Below are 25,345 nucleotides of genomic sequence, written 5' to 3'. Positions count from 1 at the left end.
TTCCAAGCTGTCGACGAGGCGCCCGCGTCAGGCGGGCACGCAGGTGTCCGGCACCGGACAGACGGCAGCGCATTGCGGCGCGTCGAAATGGCCCTCGCACTCCGTGCACTTCTTCGGGTCGATGATGTACATGTCGTTCTTGAGCCGGATGGCCGCATTCGGACATTCGAACTCGCAGGCTCCGCAGACCGTGCATTGTGAGGCGATGATCTTGTAGCTCATGTGCCGCTCCCCGTGCTCTCAGCGACATCGGGCGATGTCATTCGGGCATCATCTTTCAAGCGCCGTGCCAGAGCGCATTTGGTTGATTTCTAAGGAGGATTTTAAATGTCGCTGATCGCAGCCAGCTGTCGCGCTCCCGACAGCATGTCGTAAGTGCGACAGGAGCGGTGGATGGACGTGCGCTCGGTTGGAGTCGAGCTATTCGCCGCACGACCGGTGAGCTCCCCTCCCCCTTGCGGGGAGGGGTCGGGGGTGGGGGTCTCCGGGCGCTGATGTTTGTGAATCGGATGGATTGCTATGCGTTCTCTCAAACCACGAATACCCGACTTATCCAGCGTCCGATCCATCGACGAAGACCGATGATTCCGACAAAGTGGGATCAGTTTGTATCACGCGCAGTGTGCTCGTGGACCCCCACCCCCGACCCCTCCCCGCAAGGGGGAGGGGAGTCTACCGTCGCCCGGGGAATAGTTGGGGCTCTCATGACGACAGCAGTGATCGAACCGAGAAAGCCTGACGACTTGAGCATGGCCTCAAGCAAAAAAGGGCGCGCATCCGCGCGCCCTTTCATCCGTCCAGAATCAATCCACTCAGAACCGCTTGACCTCGATGTTGTACTTCTTCAACGCGTAGCCGATCTGCCGCGGCGTGAGCCCCAACAGCCGCGCGGCCTTGGCCTGGACCCAGCCGGAGCGCTCCATCGCCTGAACGATGCGGTCGCGCTCGGGAACGGCGCCGCCGTCCATCGCCTCGGAGTACTCGCCGTCGTCCGCCTCGGACGCCGGCAAATCGACGGGAGTCTCGATCGGCGCCGAGGTGCGCGGCAGGATCGGCAGCGGCACCATCGGCTGGCCGCGTGGCGGTGGCGGGGTCACCGTGTTGCCCTTCCACAGGATTGCGGACATGCATTCGTTGCGGCTGCAGGCGAAGTCGTGCTGGCCGATCGCCGATCCCGCGGCCAAGGTCGCTGTCCGCTGCACGCAGTTCTCCAGCTCGCGTACATTGCCGGGGAAGCCGCAATGCATCAGCACCTCGATGGCGCTGACGTCGAAAGTGAGATCGCGCTCGTTCTCGCAATTGAAGCGACGCAGGAATTCGCGCGCCAGCTGCGGGATATCCGTGCGCCGGTCGCGCAGCGGCGGCAGTTTGATCGGCACGACGCTGATCCGATAGTACAGGTCGGCGCGAAACTCGTTGCGCGCCACCGCCTCTTCCAGATTGCGGTTAGTCGCGGTGACGATGCGCACGTCGACCTTGATGGTCTGGTTGCCGCCAACCCGCTCGAACTCCTGCTCCTGCAGCACGCGCAGGAGCTTGGCCTGGAACGCCGGCGAAATCTCGCCGATCTCGTCGAGGAACAAGGTGCCCTTGTCGGCGAGTTCGAAGCGGCCCTTGCGCGCATTGATCGCGCCGGTGAAGGCGCCCTTCTCGTGGCCGAACAGCTCGGACTCCAGCACCGTCTCCGGCAGCGCCGCGCAGTTGATCTTGATGAACGGCCGCTTGGCGCGGTTCGACAGTTCGTGAATCGCCTTCGCCACAAGCTCCTTGCCGGTGCCGGATTCGCCGCGCAGCAGCACCGGCGCGTTCGACTTGGCGACGACGTTGATCTTGTCGAGCAGCGCGCGCAGCGCCGGGCTGTCGCCGACGATGCCGTCGACCAGCACCTTCTTGCCCTTGGCCGGCGCCGGCTTCAGCTCCAGCAGCTCCTTCTGCAACCGGTGGCTTTCCGCCATCAGCCGCTCGCGGTCGCGCGCGACGACGCGGTGCAGCTTGATAGTCTGGCCGATCAGGTTCGCCACCATGGTCAGGAAGCGGACATCGGAGTCGAGCCGGAAGATGGCGCGGCCATCCCAGACGCGGTCGATCGTCAACGTTCCGACGACGCGCTGATCGATGCGGATGGGAACGCCGAGAAACGACACCCGTGTGCCGGCGTCGGCCCCGAGCGTGGCCGCATCTGCGGCGCTGAACGCGGGATGATCCGACACGTTTTCCGCGATCAGCGGCACGGCAGTGGCGACGATCTGATCGATCGCCTTCTGCGGCAGGCGCTCGCGATAGCGCTGGTCGCTGCCTTCGCTCCATCCGGCGCCGACGGCAAGATCGGGAATGCCGTCATCGGCGAGCAACGACACCACGCCATGGCGCATCTGCATGAACGACTGCAGCAGGTTGACGACGTTGGCGAGGGTGATTTCCAGCCGCGTCGGCGCGGCCAGGATTTTCGATATTTCGAAAATTCCGGTCAGCGCGATCTCGCTGAGCGGTATCGGGGCAGCATTGGACCTGACGTCCTGAGCTTCGACCTGACGTGTTTCCGTTTGGACCATGGTCGCTTCTCTGATGGTCACGGACGCTCTTTACGAGATCGCCCGCGATTGTAGGCGTTCTAACATCCTCCCTTAACTGCAGATGATTGTCGTGCCTAACTTTGCTGCATTGCCGCAGAAGTAGTGTGCAACCAAAAGAACAGAAAAGCTGCAGAACTTCATGATCTTAACAAATTAGTTTGCAGCCGGCGCGACGCGCGCATTGCACGGGCCGCGCGTGGATTGACGTCGCGGCCGGCTGACAAATCCGTTGTGTTTCCGACACCTAATAAGCGCGCAACGGCCTGCTTGTTGCGAAGACATCGCAAGCATCCGAACTGTTCACAAAGTTTCCAGTCACCGCATGGCACTCGCTTCGCTTGATTGCCAACAACGTCGGCCAATCTCAGGAGACGGCGTCAAAACGCCGCTGAGCGGTCGGTCAACCTAGAGATGCTGTCCGCCATTGATCTGAATCTCCTCGCCCGTCACGTAGCTCGCCGCATCCGAGCAGAGGAAGAACAGCACCTTGGCCACCTCCTCCGGCGCGCCGATCCGGCGCATCGGAATCAGTGGCGAGAACCGTGCCTCGGTCTCGGGCGACACCATCTCGGTCTTGATCTCGCCCGGCGCGATGGCGTTGACGCGGATGCCATGCGGCGCGAAGTCGTGCGCCATCTCGCGGGTGAGACACGCCAGCGCCGCCTTGGACGTCGCATAGGCCGTGCCGGCAAAGGGATGCACGCGCGTGCCGACGATCGACGTCACGTTGACGACCGCACCCTGCCCGCACTTCAGCTCCTCGAACAGGCCGCGCGCCAGCAGGATTGGTCCGAGGAAGTTGACGTGGAAGACCGTCATCCAGGTCTCGACCGAGGTCGCCAGCGAATCCAAGCGGCCGCCGTCCTCCGCTTTCGGCGAGATCGCGGCATTGTTGATCAGCGCATGCAGCGGCGCGCCGTCGAGCCGCGCCTTGATGTCGGCAATCGCACGCGGGATCGCCTTGCGATCGCTGAGATCGACCTGGACATGATTGTCGGGCCCGGCATCCCAGGGGCAACGGCCGCCGTCGAACGGGTGCCGCGAGCAGGTGATGATGCGCCAGCCGGCGTCGGAAAACAGCTTGGCCGTCGCGTGGCCGATGCCGCGCGAACCACCGGTCAACACCAGCGTCTTCTGCTCGCTCCGCGCCAGTCGCTCGGCCGCCGCCATGTCTCGATGAGCCATGTCCCGGTGAAATGGGCACGACGCGATGTCAGCGGTATCCTCGGCCGCGTTTACCGCGGGCTCGCGAACGTCCTGGTCGAGGTCGAGGCTCACCGCATTCGTCCTGATCCTGCACCGCGCGTCCCTGAAACCCGCGCGGTATCGTCATGCGGCGGTTGTGCAGATTCCGGGCCAGCGAAATCCACGCGCATGCCCGCAATTCCCTGTCGGGTTCGCGACAGATTGGCGGATTCGGGACATGGCCGGCGTCAGCTTTCCGCCGCGCCAAGCCCGGGACCTTCAGAACCGCCGCCAGAACCAAGACGTTCAAACGGCGATCATTTTTCGCCAGACCCGGCGCTGGTCCAACTCTTGCTGACCGAACGTCTCATTCGAACTGGAAGATGGCTTTCCACTCTCGCGACGGAGAGCCACGTGACGCCGAACGCCAAATGGACCGGGACATGGGGACGACTGCAGTGCGCTTCGCCGTGGTCCTCGGGACCAACGACGTCGCGTCCGCGATCGCCGTGCACCTGCATCGCGCGGGCTTCTGCGTGGTGCTGTCGCACGATCCCAATCCGCCGGTCATGCGGCGCAAGATGGCATTTCACGACGCGCTGTTCGGCGACTGCGTCCGTGTCGAAAACGTGATCGGCGAACGCATCGACAGCACGATGGACGTGTTCAAGGCGCTCGGCGATCCCCGCCATGTCCTGGTCACCGCCCTCGGCCTCATCGATCTGCTGCCTGTCCGCGCCATCGACGTGCTGATCGACGCCCGGATGCAGGCGCATGAGGTGACGCCGAACCTGCGCGGCATGACGCGCCTGTCGATCGGCATCGGTCCCGGCTTCTCGCCGTCGGCCAATTGCGACGTCGCGATCGAGACCCGGCCGGACCGGCTCGGCCAGATCGTGGTAGACGGCTGGACCTTGGCGAAGGACGACGTCGGCGAGCTCGGCGGCGTCGGCGCCGAGCGGCTGGTGCTGTCGCCGCACGAAGGCCGCTGGCATACGCCGGTCGAGATCGGCACGCGCATCTACAAGGGTTTTGTCGTCGGCCATCTCTCCGGCGAGCCGGTCACGGCGCCCACCGACGGCATTCTGCGCGGCGTGGTCCGCGACGGCAGCGACGTGCCGGCGGGTGTCGCGCTGGCCGAGATCGATCCACGTGGCCGCCATGCGCAATGGACCGGCATCGATGCGCAGGGCCAGGCGCTAGCCCAGGCGACGCTGGCCGCGATCCGGCTGCACGCCGCCGATCGCATCCGCGCGAGCGCAGCCGACTCACGCTGATCCCCGCTTTCGAACGATTCTGATTAGGCCGCGTCGCGAGCGTCCGCCTTGGCATTGCCGTTGCTTATCGTTGGCAGGAGCGAGCAACAGCCATGATCATTTGTTCCTGCAACGTCATCAGCGACGCGGCCATTCGCGACATCGTCACGACGGCCGACATCACCTTCGGCTCACCGGCGCAAGTGTATGATTGTCTTGGCTGCTCGGTTCAGTGCGGGCTCTGTTCGCGCTCGGTGAAGCGGATTCTGGACGAACGGACGGGAGAGACGGCGAGCGCGGCCGTCTGGCCGGTGCAGACAGAGACCGCGCCCTGCGCGCTGATGTCGGCAGCGTGAGCGGTCATCGCGCCCGACATGTCGCATCGCGTGCTGTCGGATGTCGGACAAAGCCGACACGGGCACCGAGACCGCAGAGCTTCGGGATAGTGGCGATATACACCCGCATCACCCCGCCCGTCATTCCGGGGCAAGGCCGCAGGCCTTGAACCCGGAATCTCGAGCTTGTCTTGCGACCCTTCACAATCTCCAGATTCCGGGTTCGGTGTGTTGATGCAGTCCGACGATACCGATCCTCAAATGAACGGCTTCCCGCCCGTCACCGCCACCGTCGTCCCCGACGTGTAGCTCGACAACGGGTCCGCCAACATCACATAAGCGGTGGCGAGCTCCGCGGGCTGCCCGGCGCGCTTCATCGGCACCTGCTGGCCAAAGTTCTTCACCCGCTCTTCCGACATCGTCGAGGGGATCAGCGGCGTCCAGATCGGGCCGGGCGCCACCGCATTGGCGCGGATACCTTTCTCCGCCAGCATCTGCGCCAGCCCGCCGGTGAAATTCTGGATCGCGCCCTTGGTGGTGGCGTAGGCGAGCAGGCTCGGATTGGGCATGTCGGAGTTCACTGACGCCGTGTTGATGATGGCGCTGCCCGGCTTCATGTGCGGCACCGCGGCCTTGGTGAGATAGAACATCGCATGGATGTTGGTGCGAAAGGTCGTCTCCCATTCTTCATCCGAGATGTCGCCGATGTCGCTGAAGGTCGCCTGGTGCGCGGCGTTGTTGACGAGGATGTCGATGCCGCCGAGCTCGTCAACGGCGCGCTGGATGATCGCCCGGCAATGCCGGGGGTCCTGGATGTCGCCGGGCATCAACAGCGCTGTTCGTCCCTCTTTCTCGATCAGCTGCTGCACCTCGCGGGCGTCGTCTTGCTCATCGAGATAGGCGATCAGGATATCGGCGCCCTCGCGCGCATAGGCGATCGCCACCGCGCGCCCGATGCCGCTGTCGCCGCCGGTGATGACAGCCTTCTTGCCGGTCAGCTTGCCAGAGCCCTTATAGCTGGTCTCGCCATGATCGGGCCTCGGCCGCATCTCGGCCGTCGTGCCCGGCATGGCCTGCTGCTGCGGCGGAAACGGCGGCTTGGGGTATTGGTCGGACATCGGTGATCTCCTGGCGTTTGATCAAGCATCAATCGCAGCCCCGAAGCCGCGTTCCTGCGCAGGGCACCGCCGCGGCGGTCAGTTCGTTGTAAGGAACGTCATCACCTTCGCCCGCATTGCTCTCTCATGAGGCGACGAGGAAGGAGCGAGCCATGGCGAATGATCTTCCCATCAACGGACGCGAACCCAGCCGCTCCGAGGACGACATCCAGCGCGATCAGCTCGGCCCGCGCGGCGTACCCGGCGGAGAGGATCCGGCAAAGATGACGCCGCAACGGGAGAAGAAGACGCCGGATGATGTCGATCCCGGGCACACGGCATGACGGCGCTGATGCGAGCTGGGTGAAGAGATTGAGGTCTACCACTCGCACCACCCGTGCCGCTGCCCCTCACCCCGACCCTCTCCCCGTGAAGAACGGGGAGAGGGAGCGCAGCGCCGCTGGCGCTAATACAAGAGCTCACAATGAACACGCGGATCGATTGCCACCATTACTGCAGCCATGCTGCAGATACGGTCAAGCAGACGAACTGACGGCTGATAGTTCTGTAATTTTCACAGATGTGCAGATGTGAAGCGAGCTCTCGCCCCGCATGCGGTGCGCTCCCTCGCCCCGTTCTTACGGGGAGAGGGTTGGGGTGAGGGGCAGCCACACGGGAGGTCTCAACGATTCCCACCGGCCGCCTCTCGCCGCCGATACTCACCTCAATGGGTGTTGCTCTCGCCCCACTGCTCCAGATCCTTCGCCGCTTCAGAGCGCTGCTCCTTCTCGGGCTTCTCGGCCCAGGGCTTGTCCGTCTGCTTCAGCGAGCCCCAATCACTTTCCTTGCGGGGATCGTCCTTCGGTGTTTCCTTGCTCATCAGTCCATCCTTCTCGTTCGACCGGTCAGGTCGGCAGCATGGTCGGCGGGGGCGCCGTGGCCTGGTCGTGCAGCTCCTGCATGTCGCGGACCTCCTGCTCGGCCTGATACCAGAACTCATGCTCGCGACCGTCCGGACGCCCGGACTGCTCCCACAATCGATGGGCGCGTTCGCGAATCCTGTCTTGCAGACTTATGTCGCTGCCCTGTTCCATGATGCTCCTCGCAAGACGGCCGTCGTGGCCTGACCGACGGGGCAATCATCGGGACAAACTGATGTTCCAAAGGCAGACGACGCCGCGGACGATCGGCCGCAGCGCAGCCTGCCGCATGACCACCCGCGTCAGCTCAGGTTGCCGGGCATGAAGCAGCGGATCGAGGTGCCGAGCGAGCCTTTGATCGGCCACACCATCGTGCGCCCGGCGCGGTTCGGCTCCGTGATCACGGCATCGTCGGGCACGACGATCCATTCGCCGTCGAGCCGCACACGGTAGTGCGTACCCTGCAGATCCCAGTCCGGATCCGATACGGCCAATCCATCCGCATCCGAGCAGCACGGGCCTCGGCCGCTCCTCAGGCCGTCGAACCAATCTTTGAGCGGCGAGTTGGCATAGCGGCCGTCGTCGCGCGCAGCGGCATGGTCGACACACAGCACGGCCGCCAGCGCGGCGCCGCTCAGCGCAAGCAAGGTTCTGATCATCTGGTCACCGCAAGCTACCGCGCGTGCTCCAGACTGCGGCTCGCGCGGATTCACCGAGACGACCGATGAATGCGCTCCGAGGTTGAATGTTCCTCGCGGTGAACTCAAGCGGCGTCGGCGGGCACCATGGCATCGGTCGGCACCAGCGCCTCGATGGTGACCCCCGAAGCGGTCGAGGCCACCGTCAAGGTACCGCCGAGCGCCAGCAGCCGCTCGCGCATGCCGGTCAGACCGAAGCCGAGCTTGTGCTCGGCCTTCAGCCCGCGGCCATCATCGCGGACGCACACCCGCGTGTAGAGGCGGCGCTGTCCTCCGGCCGTCTGCTGCAGCGGTTCGATGACGACATCGACCGCGGTCGCCTCGGCGTGGCGGAACACGTTGGTCAGCGCCTCCTGCACCACGCGATAAATCGTCAGCTCCGCGGTCTCGTTGCTGCGCACGCCCGTCTCGGCGAAGCTCGTGGCGATCGCCACCTCAGGGCGCGACTCCCGCCACAGCCGCACCAGCGCGCCAAGCGCCTCGCGCAGGCCGAGTTCGGCGAGCCCCACCGGACGCAGCCGCTCCAGGATGCGGCGATTGAATTGCTGCACGGCGTTGACCTGGTCGAGGATCGCCTGGCCGTGCCGGCGCATCGCCGCGAGGTCGAGCGCCGCGGCTTCAGGCAGCCGCATCAAGGCGCTGGCATGGGCGCGCAATGCGAACAGATGCGGTCCGAACTCGTCATGCAGCTCGCGCGCGATCTCCTTGCGTTCGAGATCCTGCAGCGACACGGTGCGCTCGGCGAGCCGCCGCTTCTCCTCTACCGCCTCGCCGAGCGCGCCGGCGAGATGATTGAGCTTGGCGCAGAGCGCGGCAAGCTCGGGCGCGCCGCCCGGCTTGACGCGGGCGTCATACGCGCCGTCCTCGATCCGGCTCATGGCCTCCGAGAGATCGCCGAGCGGCGCCAGCGCGCGACCGACCACGAGCGTCGTGATGCCGAACAGCGCAAGACCGACGAGCGAGCCGACGATGAGCTGGGTGACGATGCCGTCCCAGATCTCGGCGATCTCGTCGTCGGGATGCGAGGTGATCACCAGCGTCTCGGCGCGGCCTGCGACGATCACGGGCATGATGACGGACGTCTTGTCCGGATGCACCAGCGCGATGAACCAGGCCGGCGCCGCCCGCGCGCCTTCACCCGATGGCGGCCGGAGGTGTGCCGCCGCAGACGTCCTGCTCACGCTGACATGGCGCAGCTGCTCGAGCTCCCCGACGATCCGGTTCAGCCGGGCATCCGGATCCGGTGCCTCATTGACCTCGTCCATGATGGTCTCGAGGAAGGCGCGGGTCAGGCGGATGACGCTCTGATCCTCGGCGAGCACCCGTGGCGCGGCCTCCAGCACCAGGCGGCCGATGTTGATGGCAAGCCCCAGCATCAGCACCAGCGCGAGCAGCACGTTGATGCGCCTGCGCAACGACCAATTCTGCCACATTCTCTCCGCCTCAATGCCACCGTGTTCCTGCGCACTCACATTGACAGACAAATGCGCCGGCGATCTAATTGCAACATGATGTAACATCGCGCGGCATGCATCCATGATGCATCGCAACAATGACGCGAGTTGGAATTCCGGGACCCCAAGTTCATGCGCGTTCTGATCGTCGACGATCATCCCATTGTGGCATCCGGCTGCCGTGCCCTGCTGTCGGGCGATCCCGACGTGGTGCTGCTGGAGGCCGCCGACGCCGAGAGCGGCGAGACCAGCTTCATCGCCGAACGGCCTGATGTCTGCGTCATCGACATCAATCTCCCGACCGTGTCCGGCTTCGAGCTGGCGCGCCGCATCCTGGCGCGCGACGCCCAGGCCCGGCTGATCATGTTCAGCATGAACGACGACCCGGTGTTCGCCGCGCGCGCCATCGACATCGGCGCCAAGGGCTATGTGTCGAAGAGCGGCGATCCGAACGATCTCACCGAGGCGATCCGCGAGGTCGCGCGTGGCGGCAGCTATCTGCCGCCGGCGATCGCACGCAGTATCGCATTTGCGGGCGCGGCGGTGGCGCAGAGCCCGCTGGCCAAGCTGACCTCGCGCGAGCTGGAGATCCTGCGCCTGCTCAGCGCCGGCAAGAGCCTGTCGGAGATCGCCTGGCTGATCCACTCGTCCTACAAGACGGTCGCCAACACCTCCTCGATCATCCGCCAGAAGCTCGGCGTGAGAACCTCGGGCGAGTTGGTGCGTTTGGCGATCGAGAACGGCGTCGCTTGACATCAGGCGCTTGACATCCGGCCAGTGGCGCGCTCCGGTCCGCCGCTTCCATCGCGAGTCCGACAGGTGATCCCATGACGCTCACGACCGTGTCCCAGAACAAGTCCCACGGCGGCGTCCAGGGCGTGTACCGCCACGCCAGCCAGGAAACCAAGACCGAGATGACGTTCTCGGTGTTCGTGCCGCCGCATGCGCCGGACGCGAAACTGCCCGTCGTCTGGTATCTCTCGGGCCTCACCTGCACCCACGCCAATGTCACCGAGAAGGGCGAGTTCCGCGCCGCCTGTGCCGAGCTCGGCCTGATCTTCGTCGCGCCCGACACCTCGCCGCGGGGCGATGGCGTGCCCGGCGATGCCGACAACGCCTATGATTTCGGCCTCGGCGCCGGCTTCTATGTCGATGCCACCGAGGCGCCGTTCGCCAAGAACTACCGGATGTGGAGCTACGTCACCGAGGAGCTGCCGCATGTGGTCGCGGCGAACTTCCCGGTCGATCCGCGGCGGCAATCGGTGATGGGCCATTCGATGGGCGGCCATGGCGCGCTGACGGTGGCGCTGCGCAACCCCGACCGCTACCGCGCCGCCAGCGCCTTCGCGCCGATCGTCGCGCCCTCGCAGGTGCCGTGGGGCGAGAAGGCGCTCGGCGGCTATCTCGGCAGCGACAAGGCGGCCTGGCGCAAGCATGATGCGATCGCGCTGATCGAGGACGGCGCCCGCGTCTCCGACATCCTGGTCGACTATGGCGATGCCGATCCGTTCCTGACGCAGCAGCTGCGCCCGGAGCTGCTGAAGGCGGCCTGCGAGAAGGCGAACATCCCCCTGCTGCTGCGCAAGCAGGAAGGCTACGACCACAGCTACTATTTCATCTCCACCTTCATGGCCGACCACCTGCGCTGGCACGCGGCGCGTCTCGGTCGCTGAACGGCAGGACGTGATTTGCCCGGCGGGCGCGAGGACGCGCCCGCGCGTCGTGATCGAGGCGCGTTGCAGAGCTCTCGTCTATCAGCGCGTCGACGGCGATTTTGCCAGGCGGCACAACGCGTTCACCCCTGTCCAGTCCTCCGGCGAAAAAGATTTCTCTTTCGTTTTTCCGAAGTTCATGATTGTATCGCTCCGTCCTGCCTCGTCGAGAGGGCGTATCGCGGTCGTCACGAACGTGGAGTGCGGGATGCGGTGGACGCCGGCGGCGCGCAGCATGTTCGCAAGAATGTGCCGACGAACGCACCACGGCGTACGGCCAAGTCGCGTGGTCCTGGCATCCCGACGCTGATGCCCCCGCGGCGGCGCGCTCACGGCGTGTCGTTGCGCACGGTGACCAGAAAGCCCGGCGCACCGGGGAGAACGCGAAGCAACCGTTAAGACCATCGCGCAGGGAGGGCCGGGATGTCCCCAGCCGAACCTGTGGTACCTGCCGCCTGCACTTTCTTCTGCAGGCGGGCCATGGGGGCGGCAGGCTCCCGGCCTTCCCTGCGCCTCTCTGTTGGAGAGAGGCGATCGAGACCGCAAAGCTCGGGCGCGATGCGCCGCGAGGACGTCGAGTCATGTCCGAGCGCGATAAGCAGCAGCGGGGGCCTCATGGTTCGAGACGCGCCATCGGAGACGCCGTTGGTGTGGCCGGCTGCAGCGCATGGCGCTCCTCACCATGAGGGGAAACACCGAAATGGAGCGCACCACACTCTCCGCCCTCGTCCTGAGGAGACCGCCGCAGGCGGGCGTCTCGAAGGACGGCCACGGGCGCCCTGCCAGCGCGACGCCCGATGCGGTCGTCGTCTACTGCGCCTGCGCGCCGTCCTTCGGGGCCAGCACGCGGTTGCGGATTAGCCAGGCCATGGTTCGCGTCCAGGATTCGTCGGTGTTGCCGCGCATGTCGGCGGTCATGGCCGCGACCGGCTTTCCGGTGTGAGCGTCGCGCAGATAGATGTTCATGTTGAGGATGAGATTGGAGACCTTCTGCACCGTCCCGGTGATGGCGAGATCGGCGCCGATGTCGGACGCCAGCTTGACGTCGCAGCCGCCGCAGGCCTGCAGATTGCTATGGTGCGCCGCATCGTTGACCGGCGCGATGTCGAGCACGCGAAATTGGCCGGAGTCCTGCAGCGCCGTTCGCAGCTGCTCGGCCGCATGCGCCAGCCGCTCCTGCTCGTCCTGCCGCGGCCCCTGCACCTCGCCCTGCAGGCTGGTGTCGATCAGCTCGAAATCGAACACCGCCACCTTGGGCGGCTCGGCGCGCGCTGATGTTGCAGACATCAGGATCAGGGACGCGAGGAGAACAGTCAGTTTCAAGGTCGTGATCCGAATGACGCCATAGCGGCCAAAAGTGGGGTTGAAAGCTAGGCCAATTCGGTCATCTTGCAAGACGAAACCTCGCCGGCACAGGACGGGGAACAATGGGAGGACATGTGGTCCTGGGAGTTCTGGCCCGATTCCTGATCGGCGCGACCGGCCTCATCGCCGCTGCAACTGCCGCTGCCGCGGCTGACACGGTCGACATTGCGATCGGCTATCTCGGCCGCGCCGGCGTGCCGCAGACCTTGTCGCCGCTCGACCAGCCGGCGGCCGACGACGGCATTGCCGGTGCGAAGCTCGCGATCGAGGACAACAACACCACCGGCAAGTTCCTCAACCAGCGCTTCAGCCTGATCGACCGCCGCGTCAAGGATGATGAGGATGCGGCACAGGCCGCGAACGAACTCGCGGACAAGACCGGCTTCATCCTCGCCGACCTGCCGGCGGATACGCTGCTGAAGGTCGCCGATGGCCTGCGCGGCCGCGGCATCATGCTTCTCAATGTCGGCGCCACCGACGACCGGCTGCGCGAGCAGGACTGCCGCGCCAATGTCATCCATGTCGCGCCGACGCGCTCGATGCTGGCCGATGGCCTCGCCCAATATCTGGTGTGGAAGCAGTGGAAGCGCTGGCTGCTCGTCACCGGCTCGCACGACAAGGACAAATTGTTCGCCGATGGGCTGCGCCGCGCCGCCACCCGCTTCGGCGCCAAGATCGTGGAGGAACGCACCTTCGAGGATGCGGGTGGCGCGCGGCGCACCGACTCCGGCGTCACCCTGATCCAGCGCCAGATGCCGGTGTTCACGCAGAAGGCGCCGGCCTATGACGTGCTGGTCGCCGCCGACGAGAGCGAAGTGTTCGCCAACTATCTGCCCTATCGCACCTGGGACCCGCGTCCCGTCGCCGGCTCCGCGGGGCTGCGTCCGACCAGTTGGGATCCGGCGCAGGACCAGTGGGGCGCGACGCAGTTGCAGAACCGTTTCATGAAGCTCGCCTTGCGCCGCATGGATGCGTTGGACATGCAGGCCTGGATGGCCGTGCGCATGGTGGGCGAAGCCGCGTCGCGCACCAACTCCGGCGATGCCACGGCGATGACGGACTATCTGAAGAGCCCGAACTTCACCATCGCCGCGTTCAAGGGCACGCGTCTGTCGCTGCGCGACTGGAACCTGCAACTGCGCCAGCCGATCCTGCTCGCCGACGGCCGCATGATCGTCTCGGTCTCCCCGCAGGAAGGCTTCCTGCACCAGGTCTCCGAACTCGACACGCTCGGCGTCGACCGGCCCGAAACCAAATGCAAGCTGCAATGACGTCGGATGGGATGATGGTGATGAAGATGCTTTTCGGCCCGGCGTCTCCCCTCACCCTGAGGAGCCCGCTGCAAGCGGGCGTCTCGAAGGGCGAGGCCCGGCTGGGGCCTCATGGTTCGAGACGCGCCGAAGACGGCGCTCCTCACCATGAGGGTCTTGAGCGTGCTTGGCTCAACAAAGAGAGGCTTGCACGTCGCCCCCCGCTCAGTCCTCGTCCCGACGAGCCCGCCGTAGGCGGGCGTCTCGAAGGACGGCCACAACTTCGAACGCGCTTCAAGGTAGCCGCCGGCCTGCTCACCGCCGCGCTCGCGTTGGCCTCCATCACCCCCGCCTCCGCCTATGTCGCCTTCGTCTCCAACGAAAAAGGCAACACCGTCTCCGTGATCGACACCGACACCTGGACGGTGACCAAGACCATCAAGGTCGGCCAGCGGCCACGGGGCATTTCGTTCACGCGGGACGGCAAGTTCGTGATGGTCGCGGTCGGCGACGACGACACCATCCAGGTGATCGACGCCAAGAAGATGGAGGTCGTCGACACCCTGCCCTCCGGGCCCGATCCCGAACTGTTCGTGCAGGACGCCCAGGGCAAGACGCTCTACGTCGCCAACGAGAACGACAACACCGTCACGATCCTGGATCTGGAGAAGCGCGTCCGCATCGGCGATGTCCAGGTCGGCGTCGAGCCGGAGGGCATGATGCTGAGCCCCGATGGCAAGACCCTGATCTGCACCTCAGAAACCACCAACATGGCGCACTTCATCGACACGTCGACGCGCCAGATCGTGGCGAACGTGCTGGTCGATGCGCGGCCGCGCTACGCCGAGTTCAAGACCGACGGCTCGGAGCTGTGGGTGTCGGCGGAGATCGGCGGCACCGTCTCGATCATCGACCCGGCCAAGCGTGAGATTACCAGGAAGATCAAGTTTGCCGTGCCCGGTTTGCGCAGCGAAGCGATCCAGCCGGTCGGCATTGCGCTGACCAAGGACGGCAAGACCGGCTTCGTCGCGCTCGGCCCTGCCAACCGTGTCGCTGTGGTCGATGCCACCACTCATGAGGTGAAGAAATATCTGCTCGTCGGCCAGCGCGTCTGGCACATGGAGTTCACGCCGGACGAGAAATATCTGCTCGTGACCAACGGCGTTTCCAACGACGTCTCGGTGATCGACGTCGCCGCGCAGAAGGTGATCAAGACCATCCAGGTCGGCGAGCTGCCCTGGGGCATCACGATTGCACAGCCATGAGCACGCAGAACGCACCCGCTCTCGACACCACGAACCCTACGCGGCAGCAGGCGCCTGACCCGGTCCCGGCGCTGTCGATCGCCGGCGTCAGCCATTCCTATGGCGCGCGCAAGGCGCTCAGCGACGTCTCTTTCGTGGTGAAGCCCGCGAGCTTCACCGCCCTGCTCGGCCTCAACGGCGCCGGCAAGAGCACATTGTTCTCGCTGATCACCCGCCTGTTCGCGGTTCAATCGGGCGAGATCGACATTTTCGGCCATGACATCGGCCGGACGCCCGGCGAGGCGCTGCGGCTGCTCGGCGTCGTGTTCCAGCCGCGTACGGTCGATCTCGATCTGTCGCTGCGGCAGAACCTGCTCTATCACGCCGCGCTGCACGGCATCGCGCGCCGCGAGGCCCGCGCGCGCAGCGAGGAGCTGCTGGCGCGCATTGGTCTTTCCGACCGCGGCGGCCACAAGGTGCGTGACCTCTCCGGCGGCCAGATGCGCCGGCTGGAGATCGCCCGCGCTTTGCTGCATCGGCCGCGGCTGCTGCTGCTCGACGAGGCCACCGTCGGCCTCGACGTCAAGGCGCGCGCCGATATCGTCGGCCATGTCCGCCAGCTCGTCGCCGAGCAGGGCATCGGCGTGCTCTGGGCGACGCATCTGTTCGACGAGATCGCCCCGACCGACGACCTCGTCGTGCTGCATCAGGGTCGCGTGCTGGCGCGCGGGCCGGTGCCGCAGGTGATCGCCGAGGCCGGTGCGTCCGACGTCAACGCGGCGTTTGCGCGGCTGACGACCCAGGCCAGCCCAGGCAGCGCCAGCCCGGCACGGAGTGCGGACGCATGACCGTCACCACCGTTCACACCTCGACCCCAACCCGCAGCGGCTTCTCCGCGGGCGAGTACATCACCTGCCTGATCGGCATCGTCTGGCGCGAGGGCCTGCGCTTCCTGCATCAGCGCGAGCGCTTCGTCTCGGCGCTGGTGCGCCCGCTGGTCTGGCTGTTCATCTTCGCCGCAGGCTTCCGCCAGGTGCTGGGCATCTCGATCATCCCGCCCTACGAGACCTACATTCTTTACGAGGTCTATATCGCGCCAGGATTGATGGCGATGATCCAGCTGTTCAACGGCATGCAGTCGTCGCTGTCGATGGTCTACGACCGCGAGATGGGCAATATGCGCACGCTGCTGGTGAGCCCGCTGCCGCGCGGCTATCTCTTGTTCTGCAAGCTGCTCGCCGGCACCGCCGTCTCGGTGCTGCAGGTCTACGCCTTCCTGGTCATCGCCTGGTTCTGGGACATCACGCCGCCGCCGATGGGCTATCTCACGGTGCTGCCGGCGCTGCTCCTGTCCGGCCTGATGCTCGGCGCGCTGGGCATGCTGATCTCCTCCGGCATCAAGCAGCTGGAGAATTTTGCCGGCGTCATGAACTTCGTGATCTTCCCGATGTTCTTCGCTTCCTCGGCGCTCTATCCGCTCTGGCGCGTCGAGGAAGGCAGCCCGTGGCTGGCCTATCTCTGCGAAGCCAACCCCTTCACCCACGCGGTGGAGCTCATCCGCTTCGCGCTGTACGGCAAGCTGAACTTGGTGTCGCTCGCCGTGGTCGGCGGCTGCACCGCCGTGTTCATGATCGGCGCGATCCTGGCCTACGATCCGTCGCGCGGATTTGTCAGGCGTGGTCCCGGAGGCGAGGCATGAGATCGAGAGCGAGATTGCTGACCATCGCCCTGGTCGCCTCGGCCGGTCCCGCGTATGCGGCCGATCCGCGCTATCCCGACTGGCCCTGCCCGCAGGCCAAGGTGCCGGAGATCTCGATCGCGGCCGTCTGGTCCGGCCCGCCGATCGACGATGTCGGCGCGAGCTGGAAGGACGAGCCGAAGATTTCGGAGCTCGTGGCCAAGCTCGCGGCGCGACGCATTCCCTTGGAACAGGCGCAAAAGGACGTCGCCGATTTCATCACCGGCACAGCCGAGGAGAAGGCCCGCAAGGGCAAGCTGCTGTTCGCCGGCCTGTTCGACACGCTCAATGCCCAGCGCACCTCGGTCATGAACGGACTCGAGCGCGTGATGCGCAAGCAGCGCGATGCCGTCGAGAAGGTGCGCGGCGACACCATCAAGCTGCAGGCGATGCAGAGCGGCGCTACGCGTGACGAAGCCAAGATCGAGGAGCTGAGCAATCAGCTCAATTGGGAGACCCGCATCTTCGAGGATCGCCGCCGCGTAATGAAATTCGTCTGCGAGGTCCCCACCGCCATCGACCAGCGCCTGTTCGCGCTCGCCCGCGAAATCCAGCAGGACATGGAGTAGGCCGCGGATGCCGCTCGCCCTTGAACATGATCATGCAAAGCGAGTGCACTCATGTCCCCGCATCGTCATGGCCGGGCTTGACCCGGCCATCCACGTCTTTCCGCGGGGCACCGCGTGGATGCCCGGGTCAAGCCCGGGCATGACGAGCAAACCAATTGGCCGCGATGTCTGTTGCGACCTCCGCTCACTCCTCCGACCGCGGCTCGGGCTCCGTCTGCTGCAGCGGCAGGTCGGCGCGGGCCCAGCCGTCGGTGCCGTCGGGGTACCAGGCGACGTTGCGGTAGCCGTAGGTCAGCGCACGCTTCGCGGCGTTCCACGACATCCAGCAGTCTTCGAGGCAGTAGAACACCAGCAGACGCCCCTGGTCGCCGCCCGACGCCCGTGTCAGGCCGCGCTTCAGATAATGCTCGGTGGCCGCCGCGAGCACGCCATAGCCGGTGTCGGGCAGCCAGATACTGCCGGGAATGTCCAGGCGCGGCTGCTCGCGCCACACCGTGCCGGCCGGCAGGTTCTTCGGCTTGGGCGGTCGCGGCAGGACGTCGACGAAGGCCGCGGACTTCGCGCGCCATATCGCCTCGGTCTGCAGCGTCGACAGCACGCGTGCGCCGGCCAATGTGGTCGGAACCGGCGCACGATAGCTGTCGGTGCGATAGCTGTCCGGCTCCGGTACGAGTTCGTCGGCCCACGCTGCCATCGCGGCGAGCAGCAGCGCGCCTGCCAACACCGCAGCGGTGAGCCGAACGATCATGGCTTCGTCGCAGCCTCGGCGGTCATCAGATGATTGCTCTCATCCAGCAGCGGCACGCCGAAGTCGAGCAGGATCTTGTTGATCTCGCCCTGGTTCTCCTGGATCAGCTTGTTGAGCTGCCGCCGCCAGTTCTGGTCGGCGCCGCGCACCCCCATCGCGATCCGATAGATCAGCTTCGGCCCGGACGTCTCCTTCACCAGCGGCGTCACGTGAAGCTGCGGGCTCGCCTGCTTGGCGTAGTAGCCGGCCATCGGCCCCCACAGCACGCCGGCGTCGATTTCGCCCGACTTCAGGTCGTTGATCATGGCCTCGGCCGAGGAGTCGACGCGGGTGTCGATCATCAACGGATACGGTTTTGCCAGCGGCATGAGCCCGGCCAGCGCCATGTTGGTCGCAGGCGGCGTGCCCGCGACGATTCCGATGTGCTTGCCCTTGAGCTTGGCGTCTTCCAGCGTCGTCACATCGGCAAGATCCGAGCCCGGCTTTGTCACGATCGCATAGGCCGTCCGGTAGTAAGGACTGGTGCTCTGCACGAGATCGTCGCCTTGTGGAAAGCCCATGATGACGTCGCAGCGATGCGAGCCGAGCGTCATCCGCACGAAGCCCGTCGCCTGCGGAAAGAACGTGTAGTCGACCTTCTTCTGCAGCTTGGCGGCAAGGAACTCGGCGAGCTTGTTCTCGAACCCCTCGCCCTTCTCGTTGGAGAACGGCAGGTTGCGCGGATCGGCGCAGACGCGGAGAACCTTGGGATCGACCAGCTCGATCGACAGGTCGAGACCGTCATTGCTTTGCGCGTAGGAGGCGGCGGGGCCGAGCAGAGTGAGGCCCGCGGCAACGGCCAGCGAGCCGACAAGAGTGCGACGCTTCGTCATTCGTCTTTCCATCCCTATCGAGCGCATCGAGTTATTTTTGAAAATGCTAGGCCGCCGGCCGTGCTGGCGCAACAGCTGCTGTCATCGCGAAGAGTTGACCGCATGCTGCGACGCAACGCCGGCGCGATGATGCACACGTCTCACGCGAGCAAGGCAAACACGTGATCAGCCGCCTCCTCATCGCGATCGGAACGTGGGGCGTGCTCATGCTCGGCAGCGCGGCACATGCGGAGCCGCGGGAACTCGCGGTCAGCGAAATCGCGCCCGGCGTCTTCGTCCATGTCGGGGAGACGGCACTGATGACCGCCTCGAACGAAGGCGCCATTGCGAATGTCGGCTTCATCATCGGCGATGACGCCGTGGCCGTGATCGACACCGGCGGCAGCGTGCGAGAGGGTCGCGCGCTGCTGGCAGCGATCCGGCTTCGCACGACCAAGCCGGTCCGCTACGTCATCAACACCCATGCCCATCCCGACCATATGTTCGGCAACGCCGCCTTTCAGGGTGACGCGACGAGCTTCGTCGGCGCCAAGACTCTGCCGCGTGCGCTGGCGATGCGCGGACCCCACTACATCGAGGCGTTCCGCCGCCTGATGGGCGCGGAGCTGATCGACGACGTCCGCCTGGTCGCGCCATCGATCGTCGTCGACAACCTGATGTCGCTCGACCTCGGCGGTCGCGCGCTCACGCTCAAGGCCTGGAGCACCGCGCACAGCGATTGCGACCTCACCGTCGTCGATGAGCAGAGCCGGACGTTGTTTGCCGGCGATCTGGTCTTCCTCCGTCACATCCCCGTGATGGACGGCAGCCTGCGCGGCTGGATTGCAGACCTCGGCGCCCTTTCAGCGATCGCGGCCGATCGGGTCGTGCCGGGCCATGGCCCCGTCAGTCCCTGGCCGCTGGCGCTCAATGATGAGCGGCGCTACCTCGAAACCCTGGCCCACGACATCAGCGGGCTGATCAAGGCGGGAAAGCCGATCGCGGAGGCGAGCGGGGCCGCCGCATCGGAGCGCGGCAAGTGGCAACTGTTCGACGACTACAATGCGCGCAACGCCACCGCAGCATTTTCGGAAATGGAATGGGAATGAGCCTGCGGACACGCTATGATCGCCGGCACACCAGAACGGCCTTGGAGGACTGCGCCATGACCCGGCTCCGCCTGCCATCAACCTTGCTTCTCGGCGCATGTCTTGTCTTTGCCTTCGCACCTGCGAACGCCGCCGAGACGTACGATCCATGGCCGGGACTGGTGCAGGACATCTTCAACAACAAGCCGATGCAGGACGGCGGCAATGTGCTGGCGATCGAGATGCCGCCCCGAGCCGAGGACGCATCGGTCGTTCCAGTCACGCTGCGCAGCAAGCTGTCGCCCGCCGACGACCGCCGCATCAAGACCATCACGCTGGTGATCGACCAGAACCCGGCCCCGATGGCGGCCAAATTCACGCTCGGCGCGGACGCCAATGTCACGGCGATCTCGACCCGTGTCCGTGTCAACAACTACACCGATGTGCATGCCGTGGCCGAACTGACGGACGGTCAGCTCTATGTGGTGAAGACATTCGTGAAGGCATCCGGCGGCTGCTCCGCGCCGGCGGCGAAGAATCCGGATGAAGCCAAGGCGCGCGTCGGCCAGATGCGCTACCGGCAGTTCACGCAAGCCGGTGACGGTGCGAGCAGCGGCATCCGCGAGGCTCAAGTGATGGTCGGGCATCCCAACAATTCCGGGCTGCAGATGGACCAGCTGACCCAGCTCTACATTCCCGCCTTCTTCGTCGACCAGCTGACGCTGTCGCAGGATGGCAAGCTCGTGCTGTCCGTCGACGGCGGCATCTCGATCTCGGAGGATCCCAATATCCGCTTCACCTATGTCTCGAACGGCGCCAAGCACTTCCGCGCCGAGGCGCACGATACCCAGGGCCATGTGTTCGAGCACGAATGGCCGGCGGAGGGATCAGGCACCTGATGCAAAGGTCAGGACGCGCGGCGTCAGAAACATCTCACTTCGGCTTCGGCCTGGGCGCGGCGGAGATCGTTGAGCGCATTGGCGGCCTGCTCGGAGGTGCGGAACTGGGTACCGAGATTGCTCTTCACCTGGGACATGCTGAGCACGGTTTCCGCCGTGACGTAGCGCTCATAGGGAATGATCGAGGCGATCACGTCGATCGAGCAGGAGCATTGCGCAATCGACTGCCGCGACTCGCCGTTGGCCTTCATGCAGCCGAAGACATATTCGGCGCGCGCCGAGGTCGGATAGTCATTGAGATCCTCGGCCCGCGCCGATCCGGCCAGCGCCGTCGCGGCAAGGAAGGTGGCGACAATCGGTCCTACCGGAACAGCGCAACGCATGACAGTCCTCCACGGTATCGCTGCCCAGGCTATGCTAAGAGAATGAGGCTGAAAAGAACACATCTCGAGGAAACGCTGACGCGCCCATGACCCAGCTCGGTCGCTTGTTCATTGCTGTCATTGCTTGCGCGCTGCTGCCGATCCCGGCGTCACGCGCCGCCGAGACCGTCAAGGTTGCGGTGCAAAAGACCGGGACCTTCGCCTGGGAATTGGCCGTCATTCGCGCGCACCAGTTCGACAAGCAGGCCGACATCGCGATTGATGCGGTCGAGCTCGCGAGCCCGGAGGCCGGCAAGATCGCGCTGCGCGCGGGCAACGCCGACATCATGGTCTCGGACTGGCTGTGGGTATCGCGCGAGCGCGCGCTCGGCGCCAAGCTCACCTTCTCCCCCTACTCCAGCGCGCTCGGCGCCGTGATGGTGCCGGCAAACTCGCCACTCAGGACGCTTGCCGATCTCAAGGGACGCAAGCTCGCGGTCGCCGGCGGCCCGCTCGACAAGAGCTGGCTGCTGCTGCAGGCAGCGCTCAAGCGCGACGGCGTCGAGCTGAAGTCGCAGGCGACCATCACCTATGGCGCGCCGCCGCTGCTGGCCGCCAAGCTGGCCGACGGCGAGATGGATGCCGGCTTGAACTACTGGAACTTCTGCGCCGCGCTCGAGGCCAAAGGCTTCCGTCGCCTCGCCGGCATCGAGGACATCCTGCCAGCCTTCGGCGCCAAGGGCCGCACCGCGATGATCGGCTACGTTTTCGACGAGGAGTGGGCCAGCAAGCATCGTGATCTCGTCAGCCGCTTCCTGTCCGTCACGGCGAAGGCGAAGGAAATCCTGGCCACGTCGGACGCCGAGTGGCAGACGATCGCGCCGTTGACCGGCGCGCCGGACGAGGCGACGTTGCGCGCCTATCGCGACCGCTACCGCGAGGGCATTCCGCGCCGCTCGGTGTCCGAGGAAGAGGCCGACGCGCGCATCCTCTACGGCGTGCTCGCCTCGATCGGCGGACGCGACCTGGTCGGCCCCGCCGCCGAGCTCAGCCCCGGCACCTACTACAGGGCGGATGCGAGGGATTAGTGCTGCGGCTGTTGTCCTTCGCGCTTCTGCTGGCCACCTGGTGGGTGGCTGCGACTGTCGCTGGCAGCGCCAAGCTGCCGCCGCCGTCGGCTGTGCTGGCCGTCGCTGTTGCGGAAGCAAGATCCGGCGCGCTGTTCCTGCATCTCGGCGCGACGCTCGCCCGCGTCGCCCTCGCCTTCACCCTGTCGATGGCGATCGGATCGGCACTCGGTTATTGGATGGGCCGCAACCGCCTCGCCAATCGTCTCGGCGATCCCTGGCTGATCCTGCTGCTCAATCTGCCGGCGCTGGTGGTGATCGTGCTGGCCTATATCTGGGCCGGCCTTACCGAGGTCGCGGCGATTGCGGCGATCGCGATCAACAAGTTGCCGACGGCCGTCGTGACCTTGCGCGAGGGGGCACGCGCGCTCGATCCGTCGCTCGACGAGATGACAAAAGTGTTCGCCTTCCCACGCGGCCGCATCCTGCGCCACGTCCTGCTGCCGCAGCTTGCGCCTTATATTGCGGCCGCCGCACGCTCAGGCCTGTCGCTGGTGTGGAAGATCGTGCTGGTCGCCGAACTGCTCGGGCGCCCCAACGGCATCGGCTTCGAGATCGGCGTCGCCTTTCAGCTGTTCGACATCCCGCTGCTGCTCGCCTATTCGCTCAGCTTTGCCGCCGTGGTGCTGGTGATCGAGGCCGTCCTCGTGCAGCCGTTCGAGCAGCGCGCATCAAGGTGGCGGCTCCGTGCGGCTTGAGGTCGACATTCGATCGAAGAGCTACACCAGCGCCAATGGCAAGCGCCAGGAGGTGATATCAGGCATTGCGTTCACGCTGCAGCGCGGCGAGGTCGGCGTCGTCGTCGGCCCCTCCGGTTGCGGCAAGAGCACGATGATGCGAATCCTCGCCGGCCTCGATAGCGACTATCAGGGTCAGGTCACCCGACCGGACGGCGCCCGACTCGCCATGGTGTTCCAGGAGCCCCGGCTGCTGCCGTGGCGCTCCGTCGAGGAGAATGTCCGGTTGGCTGCGCCCGACGTCGCCGACGACCGGCTGGCCGCCATCTTCGGCGTGCTCGAGCTGGAAGGCCATCGCAGCCACTTCCCGGGCGAGCTGTCGCTCGGCCTCGCCCGTCGCGTCGCGCTGGCGCGCGCCTTTGCCGTCGAGCCGGACTTTCTGATCCTCGATGAGCCGCTCGCCTCGCTCGACGATGCGCTGGCCGCCAGGCTGCGCGAGGAGATCGCGACGCTGGTGGCGTCCAGACCGATGATCACGCTGCTCGTCACGCACAGCATGGACGATGCCGTGCGGCTCGGCGACCGGATCTTCCTGCTGTCGCCGCGCCCGGCGCGACTGCTGCACACCATGCCCATCTCTGTTCCCCGGGCGCAGCGCACCGATGCGACGGTCGCGGCGATCAAGGCCGAGCTGGCGGGGCCGGATTTTTCCGTGTCATAGTCGTGGCAAATCCTGGACATCAGCTCTTGAGGAAACGCCATGAGACCAGCACTCGCCGCCACGGCCGTCCTCGCCGCGGGCCTGTCGACCGCGGCGCTCGCGCAGGGCAAGGGCATCCGGTTGTGGAATCTGACCACTGCGACCATGACCGGCTTCCAGCTCTCGCCCGCCGGCCAGAACAACTGGGGTCCGAATCAGACACTGAGCGACAAGGACAAGGAGCTCGATCACGACGAGCGGCTGAAGCTCAGCGGCGTCGAGCCGGGACGCTACGACGCCAAGGTCAGTTATGCCGGCGACCGGCAATGCATCGTGCGCGGTCTCGACATCAAGGCCGATGCCGTCGTCTCGGTGGCCGACAAGGATCTGCAAGACTGCACGAAGTAGCTCAGGCCTGCAGCGGCCGAGCCGCCTCAGGCCTTGTCGTTGCTGTGCGGATACTCGCAGCGCCAGCGCACCGCGGTCCATTTCGGGTGCTCGCCGATCCATTGGGCGATGTAAGGCGGCGCCTTCATCGCACATTGCTGCAACGACGCGCCGCCGTCGGCGAACACGAGGTGCTGCTCCTCGCAATTGGTCGGGGACAGCACGGCGCAAACCGTAATGACGAGATCGATGGGGCTCATGGCTCGATATCCTCAACGAGGCCTGAAGCAGAGTACCTCAATCTACGGCGTCCTGCTGCATCGGTTTCTCCCCGGCGCCGACTTTATGAGCGGAACCGAGCGCGAGTCGGGCGGCGTCAACGCTTGATCCGGGCCACCAGATCGGCTGCAATGGGTACCGGTCGATCGACCTCAAAAAGACGACAGCGGAGGAAGCAGATGCCCAAGGTTCTCGTACTCTACAAGACCCCGAAGAGCGCCGAAGCGTTCGACAAGCACTACATGAACGTCCACGTGCCGCTCGCGAAGAAAATTCCGGGCCTGAAGAGCTACGATATCAGCCGCGGTCCCGTAAACGGACCGGCCGGTCCCACCAACATCCACCTGGTCGCCACTCTCGTATTCGATTCAATGCAGGCCCTGCAGGCCGGCATGGGCTCGGCCGAGGGCAAGGCCGCGGCGGGAGATCTGCCCAACTTCGCCGATGGCGGCGTCGATCTCTACATCTTCGATACGCAGGACGTCTGACCGACGGCTGTCGAACACTTCTTGCGGTTGACCAAAATGTCGATCGCAAGAGGATGGCTGGACCCCAGATCCGCCAAGCCGATCGCAAGCTTGATACGCTCGCCGGCTTGGCGGATCGCAGGTGATTACTTGCGGGCCGCGCAGGCGTACATGTTGATTTCCATGCCCACGGGCACTTCGACGATCTTCGGTGTCTTCCAGGCCATTTCGAGCTCCCAAGTTCTAACGTTCGTTGATTGACGCGTTGCTCGCGCCACCGGCGAAGCTAGGACTGCGTCCGAGCGAACGCAAGACAGACGACGGCAGCTTTTGCTGCAGATCTCCTGCACCGCCGTCTCTCGAC

31 protein-coding genes are annotated in these 25,345 nt (G+C 65.6%); 17 read left to right on the top strand and 14 right to left on the bottom strand.

The window, feature by feature from the left end; translation table 11 throughout:
- Positions 1 to 27 precede the first annotated feature (27 nt).
- The 3 genes from ACQR1Y_RS07160 to ACQR1Y_RS07150 form a co-directional block, all read right to left on the bottom strand.
- Positions 28 to 222 carry a 4Fe-4S dicluster domain-containing protein gene (locus ACQR1Y_RS07160; protein ID WP_009031096.1) on the bottom strand — a complete coding sequence of 65 codons (195 nt, stop codon included), beginning with the start codon at positions 220 to 222 and terminating at the stop codon, positions 28 to 30.
- A gap of 590 nt (positions 223 to 812) precedes the next feature.
- The gene (gene nifA / locus ACQR1Y_RS07155) at positions 813 to 2,552 is read right to left on the bottom strand and encodes a nif-specific transcriptional activator NifA (RefSeq protein WP_434861480.1); all 1,740 of its coding nucleotides are present in this window, start codon (positions 2,550 to 2,552) and stop codon (positions 813 to 815) included.
- A 426-nt stretch (positions 2,553 to 2,978) separates the two neighbouring features.
- A complete protein-coding gene (locus ACQR1Y_RS07150) occupies positions 2,979 to 3,851 on the bottom strand; it encodes an SDR family NAD(P)-dependent oxidoreductase (RefSeq protein ID WP_434876486.1) in 873 nt (290 codons plus the stop codon).
- 350 nt (positions 3,852 to 4,201) lie between these two features.
- On the opposite strand from ACQR1Y_RS07150, the gene ACQR1Y_RS07145 reads away from it, so the two are divergent.
- Both ACQR1Y_RS07145 and ACQR1Y_RS07140 read left to right on the top strand, forming a co-directional pair.
- Positions 4,202 to 5,035 (top strand): xanthine dehydrogenase, encoded by an 834-nt coding sequence (locus tag ACQR1Y_RS07145; protein ID WP_434876487.1) that lies wholly within the window; start codon positions 4,202 to 4,204, stop codon positions 5,033 to 5,035.
- Between the two features lie 92 nt (positions 5,036 to 5,127).
- Entirely contained in the window at positions 5,128 to 5,370 is a 243-nt protein-coding gene (locus ACQR1Y_RS07140) for a (2Fe-2S)-binding protein (RefSeq protein WP_434876488.1), read from the top strand.
- Positions 5,371 to 5,606: 236 nt separating this feature from the next.
- Here the strand turns inward: ACQR1Y_RS07140 and ACQR1Y_RS07135 are convergent, their stop codons facing one another.
- Positions 5,607 to 6,467 (bottom strand): SDR family oxidoreductase, encoded by an 861-nt coding sequence (locus ACQR1Y_RS07135; RefSeq protein ID WP_434876489.1) that lies wholly within the window; start codon positions 6,465 to 6,467, stop codon positions 5,607 to 5,609.
- A 152-nt stretch (positions 6,468 to 6,619) separates the two neighbouring features.
- On the opposite strand from ACQR1Y_RS07135, the gene ACQR1Y_RS07130 reads away from it, so the two are divergent.
- Positions 6,620 to 6,790 carry a hypothetical protein gene (locus ACQR1Y_RS07130; RefSeq protein WP_434861475.1) on the top strand — a complete coding sequence of 57 codons (171 nt, stop codon included), beginning with the start codon at positions 6,620 to 6,622 and terminating at the stop codon, positions 6,788 to 6,790.
- Between the two features lie 380 nt (positions 6,791 to 7,170).
- Here the strand turns inward: ACQR1Y_RS07130 and ACQR1Y_RS07125 are convergent, their stop codons facing one another.
- The 4 genes from ACQR1Y_RS07125 to ACQR1Y_RS07110 form a co-directional block, all read right to left on the bottom strand.
- Positions 7,171 to 7,326, bottom strand: a complete 156-nt coding sequence (locus ACQR1Y_RS07125) for a hypothetical protein (RefSeq protein WP_434876490.1) — start codon at positions 7,324 to 7,326, stop codon at positions 7,171 to 7,173.
- Positions 7,327 to 7,351: 25 nt separating this feature from the next.
- Entirely contained in the window at positions 7,352 to 7,540 is a 189-nt protein-coding gene (locus tag ACQR1Y_RS07120; RefSeq protein ID WP_434876491.1) for a DUF2934 domain-containing protein, read from the bottom strand.
- A 128-nt stretch (positions 7,541 to 7,668) separates the two neighbouring features.
- Positions 7,669 to 8,025, bottom strand: a complete 357-nt coding sequence (locus tag ACQR1Y_RS07115) for a hypothetical protein (protein WP_434876492.1) — start codon at positions 8,023 to 8,025, stop codon at positions 7,669 to 7,671.
- 104 nt (positions 8,026 to 8,129) lie between these two features.
- Complete coding sequence (locus tag ACQR1Y_RS07110) at positions 8,130 to 9,497, bottom strand: histidine kinase (RefSeq protein ID WP_434876493.1); 1,368 nt, start codon at positions 9,495 to 9,497, stop codon at positions 8,130 to 8,132.
- 153 nt (positions 9,498 to 9,650) lie between these two features.
- Between ACQR1Y_RS07110 and ACQR1Y_RS07105 the strand changes: the two genes are divergently transcribed.
- Both ACQR1Y_RS07105 and fghA read left to right on the top strand, forming a co-directional pair.
- Positions 9,651 to 10,271, top strand: a complete 621-nt coding sequence (locus tag ACQR1Y_RS07105; protein ID WP_434876494.1) for a response regulator transcription factor — start codon at positions 9,651 to 9,653, stop codon at positions 10,269 to 10,271.
- A gap of 74 nt (positions 10,272 to 10,345) precedes the next feature.
- Positions 10,346 to 11,191: an S-formylglutathione hydrolase gene (fghA, locus tag ACQR1Y_RS07100; RefSeq protein WP_434876495.1), complete on the top strand. Its 846-nt coding sequence runs from the start codon at positions 10,346 to 10,348 to the stop codon at positions 11,189 to 11,191.
- An 849-nt stretch (positions 11,192 to 12,040) separates the two neighbouring features.
- On the opposite strand, the gene ACQR1Y_RS07095 is transcribed toward fghA, so the two are convergent.
- The gene (locus tag ACQR1Y_RS07095; RefSeq protein WP_434876672.1) at positions 12,041 to 12,517 is read right to left on the bottom strand and encodes a DUF3280 domain-containing protein; all 477 of its coding nucleotides are present in this window, start codon (positions 12,515 to 12,517) and stop codon (positions 12,041 to 12,043) included.
- A gap of 140 nt (positions 12,518 to 12,657) precedes the next feature.
- On the opposite strand from ACQR1Y_RS07095, the gene ACQR1Y_RS07090 reads away from it, so the two are divergent.
- From ACQR1Y_RS07090 to ACQR1Y_RS07070, 5 genes are all read left to right on the top strand, one after another.
- Positions 12,658 to 13,866 carry an ABC transporter substrate-binding protein gene (locus tag ACQR1Y_RS07090; RefSeq protein ID WP_434876496.1) on the top strand — a complete coding sequence of 403 codons (1,209 nt, stop codon included), beginning with the start codon at positions 12,658 to 12,660 and terminating at the stop codon, positions 13,864 to 13,866.
- Positions 13,867 to 14,156: 290 nt separating this feature from the next.
- Positions 14,157 to 15,110, top strand: a complete 954-nt coding sequence (locus ACQR1Y_RS07085) for a YVTN family beta-propeller repeat protein (protein WP_434876673.1) — start codon at positions 14,157 to 14,159, stop codon at positions 15,108 to 15,110.
- Positions 15,107 to 15,937: an ABC transporter ATP-binding protein gene (locus ACQR1Y_RS07080; RefSeq protein WP_434861466.1), complete on the top strand. Its 831-nt coding sequence runs from the start codon at positions 15,107 to 15,109 to the stop codon at positions 15,935 to 15,937. The genes ACQR1Y_RS07085 and ACQR1Y_RS07080 overlap by 4 nt, the downstream gene beginning before the upstream one ends.
- Entirely contained in the window at positions 15,934 to 16,788 is an 855-nt protein-coding gene (locus ACQR1Y_RS07075; RefSeq protein WP_434876497.1) for an ABC transporter permease, read from the top strand. The genes ACQR1Y_RS07080 and ACQR1Y_RS07075 overlap by 4 nt, the downstream gene beginning before the upstream one ends.
- A complete protein-coding gene (locus ACQR1Y_RS07070) occupies positions 16,785 to 17,396 on the top strand; it encodes a hypothetical protein (protein ID WP_434876498.1) in 612 nt (203 codons plus the stop codon). Before ACQR1Y_RS07075 ends, ACQR1Y_RS07070 begins: the two co-directional genes overlap by 4 nt.
- Positions 17,397 to 17,580: 184 nt before the next feature.
- Here the strand turns inward: ACQR1Y_RS07070 and ACQR1Y_RS07065 are convergent, their stop codons facing one another.
- Both ACQR1Y_RS07065 and ACQR1Y_RS07060 read right to left on the bottom strand, forming a co-directional pair.
- The gene (locus ACQR1Y_RS07065) at positions 17,581 to 18,144 is read right to left on the bottom strand and encodes a PQQ-dependent catabolism-associated CXXCW motif protein (RefSeq protein WP_434876499.1); all 564 of its coding nucleotides are present in this window, start codon (positions 18,142 to 18,144) and stop codon (positions 17,581 to 17,583) included.
- Complete coding sequence (locus ACQR1Y_RS07060; protein WP_434876500.1) at positions 18,141 to 19,016, bottom strand: substrate-binding domain-containing protein; 876 nt, start codon at positions 19,014 to 19,016, stop codon at positions 18,141 to 18,143. Before ACQR1Y_RS07060 ends, ACQR1Y_RS07065 begins: the two co-directional genes overlap by 4 nt.
- A gap of 206 nt (positions 19,017 to 19,222) precedes the next feature.
- Between ACQR1Y_RS07060 and ACQR1Y_RS07055 the strand changes: the two genes are divergently transcribed.
- Both ACQR1Y_RS07055 and ACQR1Y_RS07050 read left to right on the top strand, forming a co-directional pair.
- Complete coding sequence (locus tag ACQR1Y_RS07055) at positions 19,223 to 20,104, top strand: quinoprotein relay system zinc metallohydrolase 2 (RefSeq protein ID WP_434876674.1); 882 nt, start codon at positions 19,223 to 19,225, stop codon at positions 20,102 to 20,104.
- Between the two features lie 56 nt (positions 20,105 to 20,160).
- Positions 20,161 to 20,982: a quinoprotein dehydrogenase-associated SoxYZ-like carrier gene (locus tag ACQR1Y_RS07050; protein ID WP_434876501.1), complete on the top strand. Its 822-nt coding sequence runs from the start codon at positions 20,161 to 20,163 to the stop codon at positions 20,980 to 20,982.
- Positions 20,983 to 21,005: 23 nt separating this feature from the next.
- Here the strand turns inward: ACQR1Y_RS07050 and ACQR1Y_RS07045 are convergent, their stop codons facing one another.
- Positions 21,006 to 21,365, bottom strand: coding sequence for a hypothetical protein (locus ACQR1Y_RS07045; protein WP_434861460.1), 360 nt, complete (start codon positions 21,363 to 21,365; stop codon positions 21,006 to 21,008).
- 86 nt (positions 21,366 to 21,451) lie between these two features.
- Between ACQR1Y_RS07045 and ACQR1Y_RS07040 the strand changes: the two genes are divergently transcribed.
- The 4 genes from ACQR1Y_RS07040 to ACQR1Y_RS07025 are packed head-to-tail and all read left to right on the top strand — an operon-like array spanning position 21,452 to position 24,256.
- Complete coding sequence (locus ACQR1Y_RS07040) at positions 21,452 to 22,432, top strand: ABC transporter substrate-binding protein (RefSeq protein ID WP_434876502.1); 981 nt, start codon at positions 21,452 to 21,454, stop codon at positions 22,430 to 22,432.
- Entirely contained in the window at positions 22,432 to 23,169 is a 738-nt protein-coding gene (locus ACQR1Y_RS07035) for an ABC transporter permease (protein WP_434876503.1), read from the top strand. Before ACQR1Y_RS07040 ends, ACQR1Y_RS07035 begins: the two co-directional genes overlap by 1 nt.
- The gene (locus tag ACQR1Y_RS07030) at positions 23,159 to 23,869 is read left to right on the top strand and encodes an ABC transporter ATP-binding protein (protein WP_434876504.1); all 711 of its coding nucleotides are present in this window, start codon (positions 23,159 to 23,161) and stop codon (positions 23,867 to 23,869) included. The genes ACQR1Y_RS07035 and ACQR1Y_RS07030 overlap by 11 nt, the downstream gene beginning before the upstream one ends.
- Before the next feature lie 39 nt (positions 23,870 to 23,908).
- Positions 23,909 to 24,256 carry a hypothetical protein gene (locus ACQR1Y_RS07025; protein ID WP_434876505.1) on the top strand — a complete coding sequence of 116 codons (348 nt, stop codon included), beginning with the start codon at positions 23,909 to 23,911 and terminating at the stop codon, positions 24,254 to 24,256.
- A gap of 26 nt (positions 24,257 to 24,282) precedes the next feature.
- Here the strand turns inward: ACQR1Y_RS07025 and ACQR1Y_RS07020 are convergent, their stop codons facing one another.
- Complete coding sequence (locus tag ACQR1Y_RS07020) at positions 24,283 to 24,495, bottom strand: hypothetical protein (protein WP_434861455.1); 213 nt, start codon at positions 24,493 to 24,495, stop codon at positions 24,283 to 24,285.
- Positions 24,496 to 24,693: 198 nt separating this feature from the next.
- Here ACQR1Y_RS07020 and ACQR1Y_RS07015 point away from each other — a divergent pair, with 198 nt between their 5' ends.
- Positions 24,694 to 25,002 (top strand): EthD family reductase, encoded by a 309-nt coding sequence (locus ACQR1Y_RS07015; RefSeq protein ID WP_315721365.1) that lies wholly within the window; start codon positions 24,694 to 24,696, stop codon positions 25,000 to 25,002.
- Between the two features lie 125 nt (positions 25,003 to 25,127).
- Here ACQR1Y_RS07015 and pqqA read toward each other — a convergent pair whose 3' ends face one another.
- Positions 25,128 to 25,208 carry a pyrroloquinoline quinone precursor peptide PqqA gene (pqqA, locus tag ACQR1Y_RS07010; protein ID WP_009031067.1) on the bottom strand — a complete coding sequence of 27 codons (81 nt, stop codon included), beginning with the start codon at positions 25,206 to 25,208 and terminating at the stop codon, positions 25,128 to 25,130.
- Positions 25,209 to 25,345 lie beyond the last annotated feature (137 nt).

Origin of the sequence: Bradyrhizobium sp. HKCCYLRH3099 (genome assembly GCF_051167855.1) — a bacterium.
Taxonomy (GTDB): Bacteria; Pseudomonadota; Alphaproteobacteria; order Rhizobiales; family Xanthobacteraceae; genus Bradyrhizobium.
The sequence above is the reverse complement of the archived record's forward strand: the minus strand, read 5'-3'. Positions and strand labels throughout refer to the sequence as shown.